This is a genomic window from Streptomyces sp. MCA2 (assembly GCF_023544705.1).
Lineage (GTDB): Bacteria > Actinomycetota > Actinomycetes > Streptomycetales > Streptomycetaceae > Streptomyces > Streptomyces decoyicus.
In genome coordinates this window covers 153,580-171,889 of the sequence record NZ_JAMJFM010000003.1, presented here as the reverse complement: position 1 = coordinate 171,889, position 18,310 = coordinate 153,580, and the positions used below count along the sequence as shown (strand labels likewise).

At 70.1% G+C, this 18,310-nt stretch carries 14 protein-coding genes; 6 read left to right on the top strand and 8 right to left on the bottom strand.

Annotation, left to right across the window (positions count from 1 at the left end; genetic code table 11):
* Positions 1 to 3: 3 nt before the first annotated feature.
* Positions 4 to 1,071 (bottom strand): uroporphyrinogen decarboxylase, encoded by a 1,068-nt coding sequence (hemE, locus tag M8I34_RS03955; protein WP_250047894.1) that lies wholly within the window; start codon positions 1,069 to 1,071, stop codon positions 4 to 6.
* Positions 1,072 to 1,218: 147 nt separating this feature from the next.
* Here hemE and M8I34_RS03950 point away from each other — a divergent pair, with 147 nt between their 5' ends.
* From M8I34_RS03950 to M8I34_RS03940, 3 genes are all read left to right on the top strand, one after another.
* The gene (locus M8I34_RS03950; RefSeq protein ID WP_250047893.1) at positions 1,219 to 1,875 is read left to right on the top strand and encodes a DUF3000 domain-containing protein; all 657 of its coding nucleotides are present in this window, start codon (positions 1,219 to 1,221) and stop codon (positions 1,873 to 1,875) included.
* A 341-nt stretch (positions 1,876 to 2,216) separates the two neighbouring features.
* Entirely contained in the window at positions 2,217 to 2,879 is a 663-nt protein-coding gene (locus tag M8I34_RS03945; RefSeq protein ID WP_244418179.1) for a response regulator transcription factor, read from the top strand.
* Positions 2,880 to 2,956: 77 nt separating this feature from the next.
* The gene (locus M8I34_RS03940) at positions 2,957 to 4,231 is read left to right on the top strand and encodes an HRDC domain-containing protein (protein ID WP_250047892.1); all 1,275 of its coding nucleotides are present in this window, start codon (positions 2,957 to 2,959) and stop codon (positions 4,229 to 4,231) included.
* A 180-nt stretch (positions 4,232 to 4,411) separates the two neighbouring features.
* Here M8I34_RS03940 and M8I34_RS03935 read toward each other — a convergent pair whose 3' ends face one another.
* Complete coding sequence (locus tag M8I34_RS03935) at positions 4,412 to 5,104, bottom strand: PepSY domain-containing protein (RefSeq protein WP_250047891.1); 693 nt, start codon at positions 5,102 to 5,104, stop codon at positions 4,412 to 4,414.
* Between the two features lie 248 nt (positions 5,105 to 5,352).
* Between M8I34_RS03935 and M8I34_RS03930 the strand changes: the two genes are divergently transcribed.
* The 3 genes from M8I34_RS03930 to M8I34_RS03920 all read left to right on the top strand — a co-directional run bounded on the left by M8I34_RS03930 (position 5,353) and on the right by M8I34_RS03920 (position 9,246).
* Positions 5,353 to 6,579 carry an acetyl-CoA C-acyltransferase gene (locus M8I34_RS03930; RefSeq protein WP_053210191.1) on the top strand — a complete coding sequence of 409 codons (1,227 nt, stop codon included), beginning with the start codon at positions 5,353 to 5,355 and terminating at the stop codon, positions 6,577 to 6,579.
* A complete protein-coding gene (locus M8I34_RS03925) occupies positions 6,576 to 8,708 on the top strand; it encodes a 3-hydroxyacyl-CoA dehydrogenase NAD-binding domain-containing protein (RefSeq protein ID WP_250047890.1) in 2,133 nt (710 codons plus the stop codon). The genes M8I34_RS03930 and M8I34_RS03925 overlap by 4 nt, the downstream gene beginning before the upstream one ends.
* Positions 8,709 to 8,853: 145 nt before the next feature.
* On the top strand, positions 8,854 to 9,246 hold the full coding sequence (locus M8I34_RS03920; RefSeq protein WP_250047889.1) for an NTP pyrophosphohydrolase: 393 nt from the start codon (positions 8,854 to 8,856) through the stop codon (positions 9,244 to 9,246).
* A gap of 100 nt (positions 9,247 to 9,346) precedes the next feature.
* On the opposite strand, the gene M8I34_RS03915 is transcribed toward M8I34_RS03920, so the two are convergent.
* From M8I34_RS03915 to M8I34_RS03890, 6 genes are all read right to left on the bottom strand, one after another.
* A complete protein-coding gene (locus M8I34_RS03915; RefSeq protein WP_250047888.1) occupies positions 9,347 to 10,873 on the bottom strand; it encodes an amino acid permease in 1,527 nt (508 codons plus the stop codon).
* 196 nt (positions 10,874 to 11,069) lie between these two features.
* Positions 11,070 to 13,019 (bottom strand): 1-deoxy-D-xylulose-5-phosphate synthase, encoded by a 1,950-nt coding sequence (gene dxs / locus M8I34_RS03910; RefSeq protein ID WP_250047887.1) that lies wholly within the window; start codon positions 13,017 to 13,019, stop codon positions 11,070 to 11,072.
* Positions 13,020 to 13,235: 216 nt separating this feature from the next.
* The gene (locus tag M8I34_RS03905; protein ID WP_250047886.1) at positions 13,236 to 14,549 is read right to left on the bottom strand and encodes a sugar ABC transporter permease; all 1,314 of its coding nucleotides are present in this window, start codon (positions 14,547 to 14,549) and stop codon (positions 13,236 to 13,238) included.
* Entirely contained in the window at positions 14,546 to 15,346 is an 801-nt protein-coding gene (locus M8I34_RS03900; RefSeq protein WP_244418187.1) for an ATP-binding cassette domain-containing protein, read from the bottom strand. Before M8I34_RS03900 ends, M8I34_RS03905 begins: the two co-directional genes overlap by 4 nt.
* Positions 15,347 to 15,628: 282 nt before the next feature.
* Positions 15,629 to 16,723 (bottom strand): substrate-binding domain-containing protein, encoded by a 1,095-nt coding sequence (locus M8I34_RS03895; protein ID WP_250047885.1) that lies wholly within the window; start codon positions 16,721 to 16,723, stop codon positions 15,629 to 15,631.
* A 140-nt stretch (positions 16,724 to 16,863) separates the two neighbouring features.
* On the bottom strand, positions 16,864 to 18,063 hold the full coding sequence (locus M8I34_RS03890) for an ROK family transcriptional regulator (RefSeq protein WP_030992538.1): 1,200 nt from the start codon (positions 18,061 to 18,063) through the stop codon (positions 16,864 to 16,866).
* Positions 18,064 to 18,310 lie beyond the last annotated feature (247 nt).

Below are 18,310 nucleotides of genomic sequence, written 5' to 3'. Positions count from 1 at the left end.
CGCTCAGCGGGCCGTCTGCGTGTGGACGTATTCGACGAGGCGGGTCAGCGCGTCCGGGTCGGTGGAGGGCAGTACGCCGTGGCCGAGGTTGAAGATGTGGCCTTCCAGGCCGGCGGCGGCGTCGAGGACTTCACGGGCCTTGGTCTCGACGGCCTCGCGGGGCGCGAAGAGCACGGCCGGGTCGATGTTGCCCTGCAACGCCTTGCCGGCACCGACGCGGCGGGCCGCCTCGTCCAGCGGCACCCGCCAGTCGGCGCCGACGACATCCGCGCCCGCCTCGCCCAGCAGGCCGAGGAGTTCGCCGGTGCCGACGCCGAAGTGGATCCGCGGGACGCCATAGCCCTCGACCGCCTGGAAGACCTTGGTGGAGGCGGGCATCACGGAGCGGCGGTAGTCGGCCGGCGAGAGCGCGCCGACCCAGGAGTCGAAGAGCTGGACGGCGCTCGCCCCGGCCTCGATCTGGACCTTGAGGAAGGCGGAGGTGATGTCGGCGAGCCGGTCCAGCAGGTCGGCCCACAGCTGCGGGTCGCCGTACATGAGGGCCTTGGTGCGCTCGTGGTTGCGCGACGGGCCGCCCTCGACGAGGTAGCTGGCAAGCGTGAAGGGCGCGCCGGCGAAGCCGATCAGCGGCGTGCCGCCCAGCTCGCGGACCAGCATCCCGATGGCCTCGGTGACGTACGAGACGTCACCGGGCTCGAGGGTGCGCAGCTGCTCCAGGTCGGCGCGGGTGCGGATCGGGTTCTCGACGACCGGGCCGACACCGGGCTTGATGTCGAGGTCGATACCGATGGCCTTGAGGGGGACGACGATGTCGCTGAAGTAGATGGCGGCGTCGACGTTGTGGCGGCGCACGGGCTGGAGCGTGATCTCGGTGACCAGTTCGGGCCGCATGCAGGAGTCGAGCATCGCGATGCCCTCGCGGACCTTGCGGTACTCGGGGAGTGAACGCCCGGCCTGACGCATGAACCACACCGGCGTGTGCGGCACCGGCTCACGCCGGCATGCCTTGAGGAAAGCCGAGTCGTGCGTAACGGTCTGCTGCTGGCCCGTGGGGCATTCGTTGGCGCTCACGCCCCAAATCTTCGCACGACGGCACCCCCGCCGATTTGGCCAGGTGGCCGATATCTCCGCATGCGCCCGGGGGCGCCTCCGAATGGGCGACGCGCGCACCGGGTGTCCTCCCCGTATGCGGGCCCGGTTCCGCCTAATCTTCCGGGCATGGCTGCGGCTCACGAACACCTCGCGGACAGCGCGGACGAGGCCCCGATCCCCTTCCGTAAGGCGGTCGAGGCGCTCCGCGCGGCACGACTGCGGCCGGAGATCGAGATCGACCCGACGCCCGCCCCGAAACGGCTCGCCCCGTATGCGTATGCGCTGGAGGCGGCGGTCGTCGAGCGCGGATCCGGTCCGGACGGCGAGGACAAGGATCTGGCGGACGGCCGGATGGTGGTCCTGCACAACCCGGCCGGCGACGACACCTGGCAGGGCACCTTCCGGGTGGTGACGCTGGCGCGGGCGGAGCTGGAGCCGGAGATGGGCGCCGATCCGCTGTTGCCGGAGGTGTCGTGGTCCTGGCTCACGGGTGCGCTGGATGCGCGCGGGGTGCGCTACGGCGCACCGAGCGGGACGGTCACCCGAGCCGGCTCGCACTACTTCGGCGGGCTCGCGGCGCGTGAGCCCGCGACCCAGATCGAGATCCGGGCGTCATGGACACCTGCCGAAGGGCCCGGCGGAGTGCCGGAGCTGGCGGTGCATCTGTCGGCGTGGTGCGATCTGCTGTGCCAGGTCGCGGGCCTGCCGCCGGCCACGCTCGACATGACGCCGCGCGGCGGGATCGTCCCGCTGCCGCAGCGTCGCGGCGCACAGCCCCGCTGAGCTGCGCTTTTCCTTGCGGTCCGAGCCGCGGTGATCATGTTTGCGCAGAGCCGGTCCCAGTGATCACTCCTGCCCGGCCGACGCCATGATCACCGCGCCGCCGCCTGCCGCAAGCGGCAGGGGCGGCAGCGCGTACGGCTTTGATCATCTCCATGCACACCGGATGCTCACCTCTGATCGATCAGGCATCCGATTTGCCCGAATTGCCCCTAACTAAATCGTGATCAAAGTCTAAAGTCCTGCCGGATTGCTGCCGAAGAGGTCAGTGACCCTTCAAACACGGATCATTCCGGCTCCCCCCAGCCGGCTTCCGTCCCCCGCCACTCCCCCCAGGAGGCCCGGTGTCTGTTCTCCTCGAGCAACCTTCGAGCCTGGTCGCCTACCGCCCGAACAAGCCGACGGCCATGGTCGTCGTGGCCGACCCTCGCGTCCGCTCCACCGTCACCCGCCACCTGTGGGCTCTCGGAGTGCGTGACGTGATCGAGGCGTCGTCCATCGCGGAGGCCCGTCCCCGCGTCGGCAACCCGCGCGACATCTGCGTTGCCGACGTCCACCTTCCCGACGGCTCCGGCCTCACGCTCCTGTCCGAGACCCGGGCGGCGGGATGGCCCAACGGCCTCGCGCTGTCCGCGGCCGACGACATCGGCGCCGTACGCAACGCCTTGGCCGGCGGCGTCAAGGGCTATGTCGTCACCGGTACCCGCACCAACCTGGGCCTTCCCGGCCGCCCCGGCACCTCGCCGATCGGCGCCAACGCGGCCCGTATGCAGCGTCGTCCTCCGGGCTCCCCCGGCCACCCCGGCGGCTACCGGGAGCTGTCGGGCCGCGAGGTCGAGGTGTTGCGGCTGGTGGCGGAGGGCCAGTCCAACAAGGCCATCGGCGTCTCGATGGGGTTGTCGGCACTGACCGTGAAGAGCCACTTGGCCCGCATCGCACGCAAGCTCGGCACCGGTGACCGGGCCGGAATGGTGGCGGTGGCACTGCGCACCGGCATCATTCACTGACCGTTCATCCGACCGGCTCGCCCGTCGAGGGAACGTTCCCTCGACGGGCGACGTGCATACACAGATACCCTTGACTGGTGACCGACGCCCAAAAGACCGCAGCAGACACGACACTGCGAGCGACCGGAGACTCGCCTCCGGATTCCCGACCGGCGCCGGTCCCTCTCCTGGAGCCCCGCGAGGGCATCCCCCCGGTGACCGCCACGGACGAGGCACTCGCCGAGATCGTGGCCGCCTTCGCGGCCGGTACGGGCCCGGTGGCCGTCGACGCCGAGCGGGCCTCGGGCTACCGCTACGGCCAGCGCGCCTACCTCGTACAGCTGCGCCGCGAAGGTGCCGGCAGCGTGCTGATCGACCCGGTCGGCTGCCCCGACCTGTCGGCACTGGGCGAGGCGATCGGCGACGCCGAGTGGGTGCTGCACGCCGCCACCCAGGACCTGCCGTGCCTGCGTGACATAGGGATGGTTCCCACCCGGCTGTTCGACACCGAGCTGGCCGGACGGCTGGCCGGCTTCGCCCGGGTCGGCCTGGGTGCCATGGTCGAGAACGTTCTCGGCTTCGCCCTGGAGAAGGGACACTCCGCCGTCGACTGGTCCACCCGCCCGCTGCCCGAGCCGTGGCTGCGCTATGCCGCGCTCGACGTCGAGCTGCTGGTGGATCTGCGCGACGCGCTGGAGGAGGAGCTGACGCAGCAAGGGAAGCTGGAGTGGGCCCGGCAGGAGTTCGCGGCGATCGCCGCCGCTCCCCCACCACCGCCCCGCAAGGACCCCTGGCGCCGCACGTCCGGCATGCACAAGGTCCGCCGGCGCCGCCAGATGGCGGTCGTACGGGAGCTGTGGACGGCCCGTGACCAGGTGGCCCAGCGGCGCGACGTCTCACCGGGCAAGGTGCTCGGTGACGCCGCGATCGTGGAGGCGGCGCTGAATCTGCCGGCGAACAGCCATGCGCTGGCCGCGCTGCCCGGTTTCGGCCACCGCATGGGCCGCCGGCAGCTGGAGCAGTGGCAGGCCGCCGTCGACCGCGCCCGCGCGCTGGCCGAGAACGAGCTGCCGCAGCCCGGCCAGCCGCTCAACGGCCCGCCGCCGCCCCGCGCCTGGGCCGACAAGGACCCGGTCGCCGCGGCCCGGCTGTCGGCCGCCCGCGCCGCGGTCACCTCGCTCGCCGAGAGCCTGAATCTCCCGCAGGAGAATCTGATCACTCCGGACACGGTGCGCCGGCTGTGCTGGGAACCGCCGGCGGAGCCGACTGGGGAGTCGGTCGCCGAGGTGCTGACGGGCCACGGCGCCCGCCCCTGGCAGATCGAGCAGGTCGCGCCGATCCTCACCGAGGCGCTGCTGACGGACACCGACTGACGCCGGCAGCGGCCCGGCTCCCATACGCCGGGCCGCCCGCCGCCGCCCCGTCGCACGCCCTCGGCGCGGTGACCGACCGTCGTGACGGCGGGATTGCCTTCCCGTCGTCACGGCGCGGCACGGGACCGGCGCCCTCTCCCGGACGGGAGGAGGGCGCCGGGGCAGTCCGTGCGGCGGGGCTCAGTCCTCGCTGACGTGCATCGAGAGGACCTTGCCGGTGGCCGCGTCGATCTCGTACATCGTCTGGTTCCAGTCGTCGGAGGTCACGACGCCCACGGTCCAGGCCGCCGTGTCGCCCCCGTTGTCGGCGTCACCGAGTCCGATGGTGGTGACGGTGCCCTTCGTCTTCTCGGTGGCCGTCTTCGCGGCCTGCTGGGCCGTGACCTTGGCCTTGGACAGACGGGCGGCCAGCTGCTTCTTGTCGTCGGGGTCGTCGGACTGGGTGTGCGGCTGGCCCGCCTTTCCGGAGACGGCATCGACGCGGACGGCGGACACCGTCCCGTCGTCCGTCGCGACCACGGTGCTCCAATAGGGGGCGTCGGGCGACCCCTTGAGCTCCGCGGCGATCGCCTCCGAGGCGGGGACGGCCGCGACCCCCGCCTTCAGCGCCTGCTCGTAGTCCACCTTGGCCTTGGGGATCAGGGCCTTTCGCCGGGCCCGGTCCTCGCTGAGCGAACCGCTCGGGGAGGCGGGGGCGGAGGCGGGCACCGCCCGCGAGGGGACCGCGCCGGGGCTTCCCGTGTCGGCCTTGTCGCTGTTCCCGCAGCCCGACAGCAGCGCACCCGCGGCGGCGACGGCGCAGATCAGACCGATCGCGCGCGGCCCCGCCGGACGCCCGCGCCGGATCACGACACCACTCCTGTTCGTATCCATATGGGCACTTTAAGTGCGTAATGGGATGAATTGCGCCAAGACTCGGCGGCATTCAGTCGTTTTCGATCGGCGGTTCACCGCCGGAAGCCGGTCGGGAGCGGGGCGAGCGGCGCCTCCATCCGGTGTGACCTTCACCGCTCCGGGCGGTGGGGGTGTGCAGCTTGGTTACCCGTAAGTAGCATGTCGGTGTGAAGCGTCCCCCGGGGCGCCCCGCAGCAGTGCCATCCCGCACCTGGAGGAGAGCCAACGTGCCTCGTACCGCTAGGGACGTCGTCTTCGTAGACGGCGTCCGCACCCCGTTCGGCAAGGCGGGCCCGAAGGGCATCTACCACGAGACCCGCGCCGACGATCTCGTCGTGAAGGCCATCCGGGAGCTGCTGCGCCGCAACCCGGCCCTGGACCCCGCGAAGATCGACGAGGTCGCCATCGCCGCCACCACCCAGATCGGTGACCAGGGCCTGACCCTCGGCCGTACGGCCGGCATCCTCGCCGGCCTGCCGCAGTCCGTGCCCGGTTACTCCATCGACCGCATGTGTGCCGGTGCGCTGACCGCCGTCACCGCCACCGCCGGCTCCATCGCCTTCGGTGCGTACGACGCCGTCATCGCCGGCGGTGTCGAGCACATGGGGCGCCACCCCATGGGCGAGGCCGTCGACCCGAACCCGCGGTTCGTCAGCGAGAAGCTCGTCGACGAGTCCGCCCTGTTCATGGGCATGACCGCGGAGAACCTCCACGACCGCTACCCGCACATCACCAAGCAGCGCGCCGACGAGTACGCCGTGCGCTCGCAGGAGAAGGCGGCGAAGGCGTACGCGAACGGCAAGATCCAGCAGGACCTGGTGCCGATCTCGGTGCGCAACACCAACGCGGAGGTCGGCGAGACCGGCTGGGGCCTGGTGACCGCCGACGAGCCGATGCGTCCGGGGACGACCCTGGAGAACCTCACCGGCCTGAAGACGCCGTTCCGTGCGCACGGCCGCGTCACGGCCGGCAACGCCGCGGGTCTCAACGACGGCGCCACCGCCTCGATCCTCGCCTCCGAGGACTTCGCGCGGGAGAACGACCTCCCGGTCAAGATGCGCCTGGTCTCCTACGCCTTCGCGGGCGTCGAGCCCGAGGTCATGGGCTACGGCCCGATCCCGGCCACCGAGAAGGCCCTCGCCAAGGCGGGCCTCGGCATCGGTGACATCGATCTGTTCGAGGTCAACGAGGCGTTCGCCGTGCAGGTGCTCGCCTTCCTCGACCACTACGGCATCGCCGACGACGACGCGCGCGTCAACCAGTACGGCGGCGCCATCGCCTTCGGTCACCCGCTGGCCTCCTCCGGTGTCCGTCTGATGACGCAGCTGGCCCGGCAGTTCGAGGAGCAGCCGGAGGTCCGCTACGGCCTGACCACCATGTGCGTCGGCTTCGGCATGGGCGCGACGGTCATCTGGGAGAACCCGAACCACAAGGACGCCGGAGGCAGCAAGTGAGCACCCCCACCACCGAGCTTCTGAAGGGTGCGGCCGAGCTGTTCCCGGACGAGGTCGTCACGTCGGCGCACGTCCGCCACCTCGATCTGCCGTACGGCGCGGGCAAGTTCGCGCTGATCACGCTGGACAACGGCTTCGACCACACCAAGCCGACCACCTTCGGTCCCGGCTCGCTCGCGAACCTCAACGCCGCGATCGACCAGGTCGAGAAGGAGGCCGCGGACGGCGGCATCGTCGGCGTCGGCATCACCGGCAAGCCGTTCATCTTCGCCGTCGGCGCCGACCTCAAGGGCGTCGAGCTACTGGGGCGGCACGAGGACGCGCTGGCCATCGGCAAGGGCGGCCACGAGGTCTTCAAGCGCCTCGCCGGGCTCGCCGTGCCGACCTTCGCCTACTACAACGGTGCCGCGATGGGCGGTGGCGTCGAGGTCGGTCTGCACTGCTCCTACCGCACCGTCTCCAAGGCGCTGCCGGCCTTCTCGCTGCCCGAGGTCTTCCTCGGTCTCGTCCCGGGCTGGGGCGGCTGTGCGCTGCTGCCGAACCTCATCGGCGCGGAGAAGGCCGTCTCGGTCATCATCGAGAACTCGCTCAACCAGAACAAGCAGCTCAAGGGCAAGCAGGTCTTCGACCTCGGCATCGCGGACGCGATCTTCGAGGGCGCGGACTTCCTGGAGCAGTCGCTGATCTGGACCGCGAACGTCCTCAAGGGCGACGTGGCCGTCGAGCGCGCCGAGATCGACCGTGGCGAGGCCTGGGACCAGGCCGTCGCCAAGGGCAAGTTCATCGCCGACGGCAAGGTGCACGGCGCCGCCCCGGCCGCATACCGGGCGCTGGACATCATCGCCGCCGCCAAGAGCGGGGACCTCCAGGCCGGATTCGACGCCGAGGACCAGGCGCTCGCCGACCTGATCATGGGTGGCGAACTCCGTTCCGGCATCTACTCGTTCAACCTGGTGCAGAAGCGTGCCAAGCGGCCCGCGGGTGCGCCGGACAAGAGCCTGGCGCGTCCGGTCAGCAAGGTCGGTGTCGTCGGCGCCGGTCTGATGGCCTCGCAGCTGGCGCTGCTGTTCCTGCGCCGTCTTGAGGTGCCGGTCGTGCTGACCGACATCGACCAGGAGCGCGTCGACAAGGGTGTGGGCTACGTCCACGCCGAGATCGACAAGCTGCTCGGCAAGGGCCGGATCAACCAGGACAAGGCCAACCGCCTCAAGGCCCTGGTCTCCGGTGTCCTCGACAAGGCCGAGGGCTTCTCCGACGCCGACTTCATCATCGAGGCCGTATTCGAGGAGATCGGCGTCAAGCAGCAGGTGTTCGCGGAGGTGGAGGCCGTCGCCCCGGCGCACGCCATCCTCGCCACCAACACCTCCTCGCTGTCGGTCTCCGAGATGGCGTCGAAGCTCAAGCACCCCGAGCGGGTCGTCGGCTTCCACTTCTTCAACCCGGTCGCGATCCTGCCGCTGCTGGAGATCGTGCGCGGCGAGAAGACCGATGACGCCTCGCTGGCCACCGCCTTCGCCGTCGCCAAGAAGCTGAAGAAGACCGCGGTGCTCACGAAGGACGCCCCGGCGTTCGTCGTCAACCGCATCCTGACCCGCTTCATGGGCGAGATCCAGAACGTCATCGACGAGGGCACCCCGGTCGAGACTGCCGAGAAGGCCATCGAGCCGCTCGGTCTGCCGATGTCGCCGCTGGTGCTGCTGGAGCTGGTCGGCCCGGCGATCGGTCTGCATGTCTCCGAGACCCTCAACCGTGCCTTCCCGGACCGCTTCAAGGTCTCCCCCAACCTGAAGGCCGTCGTGGAGGCCGGCAAGCGCGGCTTCTACGTCTACGACTCCGGCAAGCCGGAGCTGGACCCCGAGGTCGCCGCGCTCCTCAAGCAGGGCGACTCGGTGCTGACGGAGGAGCAGGTCCGCGACCGCGTCCTGGACGCGGTGGCGCAGGAGATCGGCCTGATGCTGGACGAGGGTGTGGTCGCCGAGGCGCAGGACATCGACCTGTGCCTGATCACCGGCGCCGGCTGGCCCTTCCACCTGGGCGGCATCACGCCGTACCTGGACCGTGCGGGTGTCTCCGAGCGGGTGCGGGGCAAGAAGTTCCTGGCCCCGGGCGTCGCGAGCGTGCCCGCGTAAGGGTGCGGCACTGAGAACGAACAGCGCGGGCCGGCTCGGCGGAGCCGGCCCGCGCCTTCGTGTGTCAGGAGCCGCCCGGCCCACCCGGCCTTTCCGGGCCCCGACCACGCGAACGGCGCCGGCCCCGGCGTGGGACAGTGGCCGCATGGATTCCATGGTCATTGTCGATGCCGCGAATGTCGTCGGCTCGGTGCCCGACGGATGGTGGCGGGACCGGCACGGCGCGGCGGAGCGGCTGCGCGACGCGCTGCCGCAGTACGCCGACGAGGGGCTGCCGGGGCTGGTGGCGCCGCCCGTCGAGGTGGTCCTGGTGGTGGAGGGCGCGGCGCGCGGGGTCGAGTCCGTCGAGGGCGTACGGGTGGTGCCGGCGAGCGGCAGCGGCGACGACCGGATCGTGCAGCTGGTGGCGGAGGAGTGCGGCGACCGGGACTGTGTGGTGGTCACCGCGGACCGCGAGCTGCGGGAGCGGGTCCAGGCGCTGGGGGCCCGGGTGACGGGACCGCGCGCGGTGTGGGGCCGGGGGCAGGGCGGGGCGTAGGGCGGGTCCGTACGGACGAGGACAAGCCCCGTACACCGCGTTCGCCGCGGCATACGGGGCTGCCCGGCCGGAAGACCCCGCGGGCGTACGGCCGGGCGTGTCAGTCCTTGCCGGCCTGCCGGCTGCGGATACCCAGGCGGCTGTGGGAGCGGCCGTACAGGAAGTAGATGACGAAGCCGGCCACCATCCAGATCGCGAACCGCAGCCAGGTCTCCGCGGGCAGATTGAGCATCAGCCACACCGAGGCGAGCACGGACAGCGCCGGCACCACCGGCACCCACGGGGTACGGAAGGAACGGTGCAGATCGGGCCGGGAGCGGCGGAGCAGGACCACGCCGACGGCGACCACGACGAACGCGAACAGGGTGCCGATGTTGACCAGTTCGGCGAGTTCGTCGATCGAGGTGAAGCCGGCGACGACGGCGACGATGACACCCAGCACGATGGTCGACCGGTAGGGGGTCCCGAAGCGGGGGTGGGCGCGGGAGAAGATCCGCGGCAGCAGCCCGTCCCGGCTCATCGCGAAGAACACCCGGCTCTGGCCGAGCAGCAGGATCATGCAGACCGAGGTCAGGCCGACGGCGGCGCCGAAGCTGATCACGCTCGCGAAGAAGGGCTGCCCGAGGTCCTTGAAGGCATCGGCGAGCGGGGCGTCGGTGGAGAGTTTGCTGTACTTCTGCATGCCGGTGACGACCACCGACACGGCCACATACAGGACGGTGCAGATGGCCAGCGAGCCGAGGATGCCGCGTGGCACATCACGCTGCGGGTGCCGGGTCTCCTCGGCGGCGGTGGCCACGATGTCGAAGCCGATGAAGGCGAAGAAGACCACGGCCGCCGCGGCGAAGATTCCCATGGTCCCGAAGTGGGACGGGCTGAAGCCGAAAATCAGCTGCGACAGCGGCGCGGCCAGTCCGCCGCCGGTCTCACTGGGTTGGCTGGGCGGGATGAACGGCTCGTAGTTGGCGCCGTTGATGAGAAAGGCACCGGCGATGATGACCAGCAGGACGACGGTGACCTTGATCCCGACGACCACTGCCGTCACCCGTGAGGACAGCTTCATCCCGAGTACCAGGATGCCGGTCAGCACCAGCACGAGGATGGTGGCGAGCAGATCGAAGCCGAAGTGCCCCTCGTGGGTGCCGGCCAGGGCGGGCGGCAGGTGCAGCCCGGCGGAGTCCAGCAGTGAGCGGATGTAGCCCGACCAGCCGACCGCGACCACCGCGCAGCCCAGGGCGAGTTCCAGGATCAGGTCCCAGCCGATGATCCAGGCCGGCAGCTCGCCGAGTGAGGCGTACGAGAAGGTGTAGGCCGAGCCGGCGACCGGCACGGTGGAGGCGAACTCCGCGTAACACAGCGCCGCCAGCGCGCAGACCACGCCCGCGACGACGAAGGACAGTGCGACGGAAGGCCCGGCCTGCTCCTTGGCGATTTTGCCGGTGAGAACGAAAATGCCGGTGCCGATGACGACACCGACACCGAAGACGGTGAGATCGAGCGCCGACAGGGATTTTCTGAGCGTGTGCTCCGGCTCCTCGGTGTCCAGGATCGACTGCTCTACAGTCTTCGTCCGGAACATGCCGCGACTGCGGCGCGAATCGTGTGGTGTGCCGTGCTGTGTGCTCATGGGCGAACCTCCGCCTGGACGACCCTCGCAACTCTCCTGAACTGACCGAGTCTCCGCAATGTCGGGAAACAGTCAGCTTCGGCGGGCCTCCAGGAGGTGGGGATTCACCCGATGGGGTGTGACGGCGCCTATGCCGATGGGCCGGGCGGAACATCCGTACGGATGACCGGCCGGCCCATCGGTGCCGTCTGGGAAATCAGTCGCGGGCGGCCTCGGCGGGCTCGGCCGCGGCCTTGGCGCCGACCGGCTCGGCGTCGTCGTACCGGCCGTCGATCTTGGAGACCAGACCGGTCACCTGACGGGCGATGTCCGGCGCGGTGAGCCCGATCTCCGCCATGACCTCCTTGCGGGAGGCATGGTCGAGGAATCGCTCGGGGATGCCGAAGTCGCGCAGCGGCAGGTCCACACCGGCGTCCCGCAGCGACTGGGCGACGGCCGAACCGACGCCGCCGGAACGGATGTTGTCCTCGACCGTGACCACGACCCGGTGCCGGGCGGCGAGGCCCGGCAGCGCCTCGTCGACCGGCTTGACCCAGCGCGGGTCGACGACGGTGGTGGAGATGCCCTGCTTGTCGAGGAGGTCGGCGATCTCCAGGCACATGGGGGCTAGCGCGCCCACGGAGACCAGGAGGACATCCGGCCGCTTCACGGACTCGGCGGGCTCGCGCAGCACGTCCATGCCGCCCACCCGGCCGACGGCCTCGACGGCCGGGCCGACCGCGCCCTTGGAGTAACGCACCACGGTGGGCGCGTCATCGACCTCGACGGCCTCGCGCAGCTGGGCACGTACCTGGTCGGCGTCGCGCGGCGCGGCGATCCGCAGACCGGGCACGACCTGAAGGATCGACATGTCCCACATGCCGTTGTGCGAGGCGCCGTCGGTGCCCGTGACACCGGCCCGGTCCAGCACGAAGGTGACTCCGCACTTGTGCAGCGCCACGTCCATCAGCACCTGGTCGAAGGCGCGGTTGAGGAAGGTGGCGTAGACGGCGAAGACCGGGTGCAGGCCGCCGGTGGCCATGCCCGCCGCGGAGACCGCCGCGTGCTGCTCGGCGATGCCGACGTCGTAGACGCGGTCGGGGAAGGCCTTGGCGAACTTGTCCAGGCCGACGGGCTGGAGCATGGCCGCCGTGATGGCGACGATGTCCTTGCGCTCCTTGCCGAGCTCGACCATCTCGTCACCGAAGACGGACGTCCAGTCCTTGCCGCCCGAGGAGATGGGCAGGCCGGTGTCGGGGTGGATCTTGCCGACGGCGTGGAAGCGGTCCGCCTCGTCCTGGAGGGCGGGCTGGTAGCCGCGGCCCTTCTCGGTGAGGCAGTGCACGATGACCGGGCCGCCGAAGCGCTTGGCGCGCGTCAGGGCGGATTCCAGCGCCTCGATGTCATGGCCGTCGATCGGGCCGACGTACTTGAGGCCCAGGTCCTCGAACATGCCCTGCGGGGCGATGAAGTCCTTCAGGCCCTTCTTGGCGCCGTGCAGGGTCTCGTAGAGCGGCCTGCCGACGACCGGCGTCCGCTCCAGCAGGTCCTTGCCACGGGCCAGGAAACGCTCGTAGCCGTCCGTGGTGCGAAGGGTCGCCAGGTGATTGGCGAGGCCGCCGATGGTCGGCGCGTAGGAGCGCTCGTTGTCGTTGACGACGATGACGAGCGGGCGGTCCTTGGCGGCGGCGATGTTGTTGAGCGCCTCCCAGGCCATGCCACCGGTCAGCGCGCCGTCACCGATGACGGCGGCGACCCGGTTGTCCGAACCGCGCACCTCGTTGGCCTTCGCGATGCCCTCGGCCCAGCCGAGCACCGTGGAGGCGTGGCTGTTCTCGATGACGTCGTGCTCGGACTCGGCGCGGGAGGGGTAGCCGGACAGGCCGCCCTTCGCCTTGAGCTTGGAGAAGTCCTGACGACCGGTGAGCAGCTTGTGGACGTAGGACTGGTGCCCGGTGTCGAACAGCACCTTGTCCTTCGGGGAGTCGAAGACACGGTGCAGGGCGATGGTCAGCTCGACCACGCCGAGGTTCGGCCCGAGGTGTCCGCCGGTCTTGGACACCGCGTCGACAAGGAAGGTACGGATCTCCCCCGCCAGCTGCTCGAGCTGCTCCGGGCCCAGTCGGTCCAGATCGCGCGGTCCCCTGATGCGGGAAAGCAACGCCACCCCTGCCTCCTTGCTGCTGCTTGCTGCCGTGGATCGAGCTTGCCGATCAGATGAGTCTAATGTCGCGTCCGCCGCGCCGACGCCCGGGCCTTGCGATGTATGTCACTCGGGTGAAACGGGCTGTGGCGTGTCGCGCCGGGGACGCCGCCGCACACGGACCGGCCCCCACCGGATCATGCCCGGTGGGGGCCGGTGCCGTCGTACGACGACAATCGGTCAGGTGCGTCCGGCCGTTTTCTGCGTCCGGCGGGAGACCGAGTCGATCACCACGGCGGCGAGCAGCACCGCACCGGTGATCATGTACTGGATCTCGCTGGCCATGCCGAGCAGGTTCAGGCCCTGCTGGATCGACTGGATGACCAGCATGCCCAGCAGCGCGGACCAGATCTTGCCGCGGCCGCCGAAGAGGCTGGTGCCGCCGATGACGGCCGCCGCGATGACGTTCATCAGCGTGTTGCCGGAGCCCAGGTTCTTGGTGGCGCCACCGGAGAGGCTGGCGATGAACAGTCCGCCGAAGGCGGCGAGCATGCCCGAGATGGCGAAGACGCTGATCCGGATCTTGTTCACGTTGATACCGGCCCGGCGGGCCGCCTCGGCGTTGCCGCCGACCGCGAAGATCTGCCGTCCGTACGTGGTGCGGCGCACCACGAAGTCGGCGATGACCAGCACCGCGAGGAACAGCACCAGGGCCAGCGGCAGACCGCGGGCGCCGGCCGGCTCGTTCAGGACGTAGGCGACGACGAAGGCCAGCACCGCGACCACGCCGGTGCGCAGCAGGATCTCGCTGAGCGGCCGGGACGGCAGCGCGGCGGCCTTGCGGCGCTTGCTGTCCAGCAGCAGCGATCCGGCGTACGCGAGGACCGCGATCAGCGCGAGACCGTACGCCGCGGCCTTGTCCTCGAAGTAGTAGCCGGTGAGGTTCTCCACCACACTGCCGCTCGGCGTGTTGATGGAGCCTTCCTTGCCCATCATCCAGATCTGGAGACCGCTCCAGCCGAGGAAACCGGCCAGCGTGACGACGAAGGCCGGCACACCGATCTTGGCGAAAAAGAACCCGTGCAGGGCGCCGATGACCACACCGGCAACGATGGCGATCAGGACCGCGAGCCAGTCGTTGACGCCATGGGTGACGCTGAGCACGGCCCACACGGCCGCGCCGACGCCCGCCACCGAGCCGACGGACAGGTCGATCTCGCCGAGCAGCAGCACGAAGACGATGCCGACGGCCATGATGCCGAGGCCGGAGGTGTAGACACCGATGTTCGCGAGGCTGTCCGCGGACAGGAAGCTGCTGTTCTTGAGCTGGAAGACGATCGCGATGACGATCAGGCCGATGACGACCGGCAGCGAGCCGAGCTCACCACCGCGCACCCGGCGCTTGAAGTCGTTGAGGTAGCCGGCGAAGCCCTGTTCGCGGACGAGCAGGCGGGGGTCGATGGCGGCCGGCTGGGCGACGTCCGCGGCCGGGGCGGCGGGGGCGGCCGGGGTCGCCTCGTCCTCGGCGGGGGGCTGCTTGGTGAGATCGCTCATGCCCCGACCTCCTTCTTCACCTGGTCCGTACGCGCCTTGCGGCGGGTCACGGCGTTGTCCGAGGCGCCGGTGATGGCGGCGATGATCTCTTCGTGGGAGGTGCCCTCGACGTCGAAGACACCGTTGTTGCGGCCCAGCCGCAGCACCGCGACCCGGTCCGCGACGGCCTGTACATCGGCCATGTTGTGGCTGATGAGGATGACGCCGAGCTCGCGCTCGCGCAGCCGCTCGACGAGGTCGAGGACCTGGGCGGTCTGCTCGACGCCGAGGGCGGCGGTGGGCTCGTCGAGGATGACGACCTTGGGGTCGCCGATCAGCGCGCGGGCGATCGCGACGACCTGCCGCTGACCGCCGGAGAGCGCGGCGACGGGGATACGGACGCTGGGGATGCGGATGGAGAGGGTGTCCAGCAGCTCCTTGGCGCGCTTCTCCATCGCGATCTCGTCGAGGACACCCGCGGTGCGGATCTCGTTGCCGAGGTAGAGGTTGGCGACGACATCGAGGTTGTCGCAGAGCGCGAGGTCCTGGTAGACGGTGGCGACGCCGAGTTCCTGGGCGTCGTGCGGCTTGCTGATGCGTACCGCCGCGCCCTCCCATTCGATGGCGCCGTCGTCGACCGGGTGGACGCCCGAGATGGTCTTGACCAGGGTGGACTTGCCGGCGCCGTTGTCGCCGACAAGGGCGACCACCTCACCGGGGTGGATCTCCAGGGTGACGTCCGTGAGTGCTTGGACGGCGCCGAACCTCTTGGAGACTCCGCGCAACGCCAGCACAGGCGTAGCGGACACGTGAATCATCTCCTTCGCCGCCGTCACAACGGCGGGGATGGTGGTGCGTGGAGCAAGGGGGGCTTGCGAGGAACGGTCCGGCGTCCGCGCCCGGGACGGGATGAGGCCGGGCGGGGTACGGACCGGGGGCGGGGGCCGCGGGCGGGGCCGCGCGGCCCCGCCTGGCCGGGAGCCCGGGCCCGAGGGCCCGGCGAAGGGACCTGGGGCCCGAAGGCCGGAAGAAGAGAGCGGTGGCCGGAGCTGTCGCCGGAGAGCGTGGCCGACAGGCCGGGGCTTACGTGATGCCGGGGCCTACTTGATGCCGGCCGCCTCGCAGGCCTTCTTGACGTCGCCGGTGCAGATCTGGCTCGCCTTGTAGACCTTGTCCTTGATGATCGTGGACGCGATGTTGTTCTCGGTCACGATCTGCGCGTCGTACAGCTTGGCCGGGATGCCCTTGACCTCGCCGCTGAGGCTGTCGACCTTGGCGGGCGTCAGGGAGTCGATCTTCTCGCCCTTGAGCAGCTTGACGGCGATCTCGGCGGTGGAGTCGGCCTGCGGCTTGATCTGCTTGTAGATCGTGAAGGCCTGGTCGCCCTTGAGGATCCGCTGAAGACCCGCGAGCTCGGCGTCCTGGCCGCCGACCGGGACCTTGACGCCCTTCTGCTTGAGCGCGGTGATGATGCCGCCGGCCATGCCGTCGTTGCCGGAGTAGACGCCCTGGATGCCGTCCTTGCCGAGCGAGTCGAGGGCCGCGCCCATCTTCTTGTTGGCCTCGTCCGTCGACCAGTCGGGGATGTCCTGCTCGTACGCGACCTTCTTGACCTGCTTGTCGAGGACGCTGTGGGCGCCCTTCTTGAAGAACGGCATGTTCGGGTCGGTCGGCGAGCCGTTGATCATGACGACATTGCTGTCCTTGGCCTTGTCGCCGAGCGCCTTGACCAGCGCCTGGCCCTGGAGGCGGCCGATCTTCTCGTTGTCGTAGGACACGTAGGCGGAGATGTTGCCCTCGGCCAGCCGGTCGTAGGCGACGACCTTGACGCCCTTCTTGGCGGCCTGGTTCACCCAGGACTTGGTCGCCTTGTAGTCGACGGAGTCCAGAATGATCACCTTGACGCCCTGGGTGATCAGCGCGTCGAACTGCTTCTTCTGGTTCTCGGTCTCCTGCGCCGCGTTGTTGTACTTGACCTTGCAGTCGCTGCACAGCTCATGGATCTTCGCCTCCATCAGCGGGCGGTCGAAGGTCTCGTAGCGCGTGGTCTTGTTCTCCGGCAGCAACAGGCCGATGGTCTTGTTGTCGCCGCCGCCCGCCTTGGCGCCGTCGCCGGCCTTGCCACACGCGGCCACGGAGAGCGCCATCGAGACGGCGGCGGTGCCTATGACGACGCGACGCGTCCAAACGTTCATTTGGGTTGCCTCCCTGACGAGGCCGCGTCGTTGCGGCCGAGGTGGCTGGAAGTCAACTCGGCCGCCAGCCGACCGTCAAGGAGTAAATCCTTAACGAGATGACAACGGTGCCATGCGTTAGCTGTGTGAACTCAGCGCGCTCATGCCAGGGCCGGCGCGTCGGCGGCCCGCGCACCGTCGAGCAGGGTCGAATCGCCCATCTCGCTCAGCACCAGCGCCAGCGCGCCCAGCACCTCCGCACGCCCCCCGAGCGTGCCGGGGACGATCCCCAACTGCCGTGCCGCGCTGGGGATCGCGTACCGCGACACCGATTCGCGGATCGGCGCCAGGACCAGCTCACCGGCCTCGGCGAGATCCCCGCCGAGCACCACCCTGCTGGGATTGAGCAGATTGCACAGATTTGCGACGCCGCTACCGATATAGCGGCCGACGTCCGCAATGACCCGTCGGCAGCCCGGGTCGCCCTCGCGGGCCAGCTGTACCACTCGCGCCATGGTCAGATCGGCGCCGTGGCTCGGCTGGAGCAGCGGAAGGACGTACCGGGCCGCGGTGAAGGTCTCCAGGCAGCCGCGGTTGCCGCAGCGGCACACCGGGCCGGACTCGTCCAGCGTGATGTGCCCGATCTCGCCCGCCGTGCCGCCCGGCCCGCGGTAGATCTGCCCGCTGATCACCAGACCGGCGCCGACACCGCTGGCGACCTTGATGTACGCCAGGTCGGCGGCCCCGCGGCCACCGCCCCACACCAGCTCGCCCAGGGCGCCGAGGTTGGCGTCGTTGTCGACATAGACGGGCACACCGAGGCGCCCGGACAGCTCCTGACTGGGGTTCGTGCCCGACCAGCCCGGCAGGATCGCCGTCGAGCCCAGCGTCCCGGACTCGACGTCGATGGGTCCCGGGACGCCCAGGCCGACGCCGATGACCTTGCCCGCGTCCAGGCCGGTGGCCGTGATCAAGCGGTTGACCAGCTGTTCCGCCCGGTCGAAGCCCTCGGCCGCGGAGGCGTCCACATCGATCGGCTCGGCCTCCTCGGCGAGCACCTGGTGGGCGAGGTTGCCGACCGCCACGCGCAGATGGGAGTGCCCGAAATCGACCCCCACGACGATGCCCGCGTCGCCGGAGAGCGAGACGCTGCGCGCCCGCCGCCCGCCCGCCGAGGTCGGCGTCACCTCAACGGTCCCGCCATCCTTCAACTCGCGAACGATGTTGGAAACGGTGGCCGCGGACAGCCCCGTGCTCCGGGCGATCTCCGCCTGCGTGAGGGAGCCCGCCATACGCACCGCACGTACGACCCGCTCCAGATTGGCCCGGTGCAGCGAGGACTGCGACCCCGGAGTCTCCATCGACTCATCCACTCCCGTCTGGGGCCGGGGGTACCTCCCAGTGGTGACTGGGGGGAGGCACAACGACCGCCCACCGGCCGCACCCACACCTTTGTGGGACGGCCCTCGATTCAACATGTGAACCCTAAGCAGAACTCCAGCCGGGAAGTCTCGTCAAGGCGTTGAGTCCACACATGATCAGGAAGCGGCCCCTCCGGGGAGCCCGAGGCACGGCTCCGCCCCGGCGGGGCCCGCCCTGCGACACCTA